This window comes from Hydrocoleum sp. CS-953 (genome assembly GCF_002260545.1).
In the GTDB taxonomy this organism is placed as follows: Bacteria; Cyanobacteriota; Cyanobacteriia; order Cyanobacteriales; family Microcoleaceae; genus Trichodesmium.
In genome coordinates this window covers 1-3,628 of the sequence record NZ_LGSU01000555.1, presented here as the reverse complement: position 1 = coordinate 3,628, position 3,628 = coordinate 1, and the positions used below count along the sequence as shown (strand labels likewise).

2 protein-coding genes are annotated in these 3,628 nt (G+C 36.7%); both read left to right on the top strand.

The features are described 5' to 3' along the window. Positions 1-763: 763 nt before the first annotated feature. Positions 764-2,047, top strand: coding sequence for an RNA-guided endonuclease TnpB family protein (locus AFK68_RS05920; protein WP_210407253.1), 1,284 nt, complete (start codon positions 764-766; stop codon positions 2,045-2,047). Between the two features lie 76 nt (positions 2,048-2,123). Continuing rightward, positions 2,124-3,224 (top strand): alkene reductase, encoded by a 1,101-nt coding sequence (locus tag AFK68_RS05915; RefSeq protein ID WP_094671978.1) that lies wholly within the window; start codon positions 2,124-2,126, stop codon positions 3,222-3,224. Positions 3,225-3,628 lie beyond the last annotated feature (404 nt).

Below are 3,628 nucleotides of genomic sequence, written 5' to 3'. Positions count from 1 at the left end.
ACTCTATTAGAATAGATAAGGCATAAAACTATAACGTTTGAGTTTTTGGATTTTAGATAAACTTAGGCATGAGGCGATTTACTCTATTAAAATAGATAAGGCATAAAACTATAACGTCTGAGTTTTTGGATTTTAGAGAAATTTAGGGATGAGGCGATTTACTCTATTAAAATAGATAATAAGTAGTAAAACTATAACGTTTGAGTTTTTGGATTTTAGAGAAATTTAGGGATGAGGCGATTTACTCTATTAAGATAGATAATAAGTAGTAAAACTGTAACGTTTGAGTTTTTGGATTTTAGAGAAATTTAGGGATGAGGCGATTTACTCTATTAAGATAGATAATAAGTAGTAAAACTGTAACTTTGAGGTATTAGATTTAGCTCAACTTAGCCACTAGGTTAGAGTCTAAATCATATATAGAACCCCTAAAAGGATTTATTTATCTACTTTTAAAGATAGGGATATGGAAATATGGGGCTATAGATTCTACCTTTTTCTCCTATTCTATATTCTCTCACTCCTGACTCCTAAGCCAAAAACCCACATCTTTACGAAGATACTGTTAGGGCTTCTATACAACTTCTCAAACTCCAACGTCTGAGTTGACAAAAGAACTAGCGGGACTTTGAAAGCCTCTACTCTTTAGAGAGGGGATGAAAACGGACAGGGGGGGATCAATCCCGCCGTGTCCAGACAATCTTAACATGACAAATACATAATCAGTAGATAATTCATAATATATATTAAGGAAGTGATTGATTTGTATGGCTGTCAGCAAAATCTAATCAAGCCCGATCAAGACTTAAAATCAATTCTGGAGTTTATTTGTTCTCAATCCCACAAGCTAACCAATTGTGGTATTTATTATGGTCGTCAATTGTTTTTCAAAACCCAGAAAATAATTGGTAAGTATGACCTGGAAAAAGAGTACAAATCAAATAAACATTATCAAGTTTTGTACTCACAAGCAGCCCAGCAAATATTAAGGTCTGTTGCTGAATCTTTTAAGTCATTTAAGGAGTTAAACAAAAAATACAAAAACGGTAATTTGGATTTTCAACCAAGGGTTCCTAGCTATCGTAAAAAAGATGGTTTAGCAATGGTGACTTATCCCAAGCAAGCTTTAAGACTTGTTGAGAAGCACATCAGAATTCCTCTGGGAACAACCGTAAAACGATGGTTTAAATTAGACAGTTTTTTGCTCCCGATGCCATCTAATCTACAGTTTTCAGAACTCAAAGAATTGCGAATACTACCACGTAATCGATGTTTTTATGTAGAGTTTGTATACCAGAAAGAAATTGTAGTTCAAGATGAATTAAATCCTCAGAATGTTTTGGCAATCGACCCCGGTATCAACAACTGGTTAAGTTGCATTTCTAATGTAGGGAATAGTTTCATTATTGATGGGCGCAAGGTTAAAAGCCTTAACCAGTGGTATAACAAACGAGTTTCCACCCTCAAAGAGAGTAAGCCCCAGGGTTATTGGGATGAGCAATTAGTCCAGATCACAGAAAAACGTAACCGTCAGATGAGAGATGCAGTTAATAAAGCTGCAAGGTTGGTTGTTAATCACTGTATTGAACACCAAATTGGTACGGTAGTTTTTGGATGGAACCAAGGACAAAGACAAGAGTCTAAACTAGGTAAAACAACACAATCATTCGTACAAATTCCCACTGCTAAACTCAAAGAACGAGTTAAACAACTATGCCTAGAATACGGCATTAAGTTTGTTGAAACTGAAGAGTCATATACCAGCAAGGCCAGTTTTCTAGATGGCGATGTTCTACCTACTTTCGGCGAAAAACCTGAAGGATGGAAGCCATCAGGGAAACGACTTAAACGTGGGATGTACCACACTGGTAAAGGTTTGTTGGTTAACGCTGACTTAAATGGTGCAGCAAATATACTTCGTAAAGTAGAGACACAATTAGGTCTAAGCCTAGTCAAGGTCTGTAGGCGAGTTTTGACCCTCGCTACCAGATTTCCTATCTGGGAAACCAAAACTAAAAAAGCTACGAGATGTGGCTTTAGCCCCTAATCGTAGCAACAGTTTAGAATCCCCGCGCTTTTAAGCCGGGGAGAGGTCAATGATAATTAGATAACTGATAGCTAAAATGACCCCTCCAACAGATTCCTTAACCTTACTTAGTCCCTTCAATATAGGAGATTTAACTCTCAAAAATAGAGTCATAATGGCTCCCCTAACTCGGTCTCGTGCTGGAGTAGAAAGAATGCCTAATCATATAATGGCAGAATATTACGCTCAACGAGCAGGTGCAGGTTTAATTATTTCTGAAGCTACTGTCATTTCTAAACAGGGTATTGGTTGGCTTAACACCCCCGGTATTTACTCAGACGAACAAACCAAAGCTTGGAAGGAAGTTGTAGATGCAGTTCATGCCAAGGGAACCCCTATTTTTCTGCAACTTTGGCACTGTGGGCGAGCTTCCCATAGCAGCTTTCAGGAAAATAGTCAACTCCCGGTATCTGCCTCTGCGGTTATCTTAAATGAAGAATATATTCATACTCCCATTGGCAAACAACCTTACGAAACACCCCGCGCTCTAGAAACAGAAGAAATTCCAGAAGTTTTAGAAGATTATCGCCAGGCTGCAGTTAGGGCAAAAGCTGCTGGCTTTGATGGAGTAGAAATTCATGGTGGTAATGGTTATTTAATTGACCAGTTTTTACAGTCCAAGACTAATCATCGCAGCGATCGCTACGGAGGTAGTTTAGAAAACAGATTTCAATTTCTTAAAGAAATTGTTGAATCTATTTTAACTGTATGGCCGTCTCACCGAGTGGGAGTCAGAATTTCACCTAATGGTGCTTTTAATGATATGGGTTCCCCAGATTTTCGGGAAAATTTTCTTTACGTTGCCAAGCAGTTAAATAATTACGGACTAGGTTATCTTCATATTATGGATGGTTTAGAATTTGGTTTTCACGAGTTAGGAGAAGCAATGAATTTGGCAGAATTTCGTGAAGTCTTTTCTCAGGCATTAATCGGAAATTGTGGCTATAAAAAAGAAACTGCTGAAGCTGCAATTCAATCAGGAAATGCAGATTTAATTGCTTTTGGTAGACTTTATATTAGTAATCCTGATTTAGCAGAACGTTTTGCTAATAATTGGCCGCTAAATTCACTACCTGATATGAAAATTTGGTATTCATTTGACCCAGAAGGATATATTGATTTTCCTACTTATCAATAATTAGGGAATAGAATTAGGGAATAGGGAATAGTTGCAAGTGTTAATTTTTCTGCATTTTTCCCACCTGGTAGGGAAGAAAAATCTTTTAAAGTGAAGCAAATATTTAGGGCTTGCTGAAAAAATTTTTTAGTAGTTGTAGGAGTCAGGAGTCAGGATAAATGGGGAATTTAGAGGAGGTAGTCGGAAAAATAGTAAGAGTGATTTTTCTCTAAATCTTGAGCAAAAAATCCTAAATTTTTGCATCTTTTTGACCTAAAAGTTCGTACTTTTTTCAGACCTAAAAAGGCACTTAGCTTGATCTGTTAAGGCTTTGATATTTAATCAGCAACCCCTATTTAGTATTTTTTTGTAGTTTGTTTCCAGATATAGCACCACTTAAACTAACGATAAATGAAGATTATATA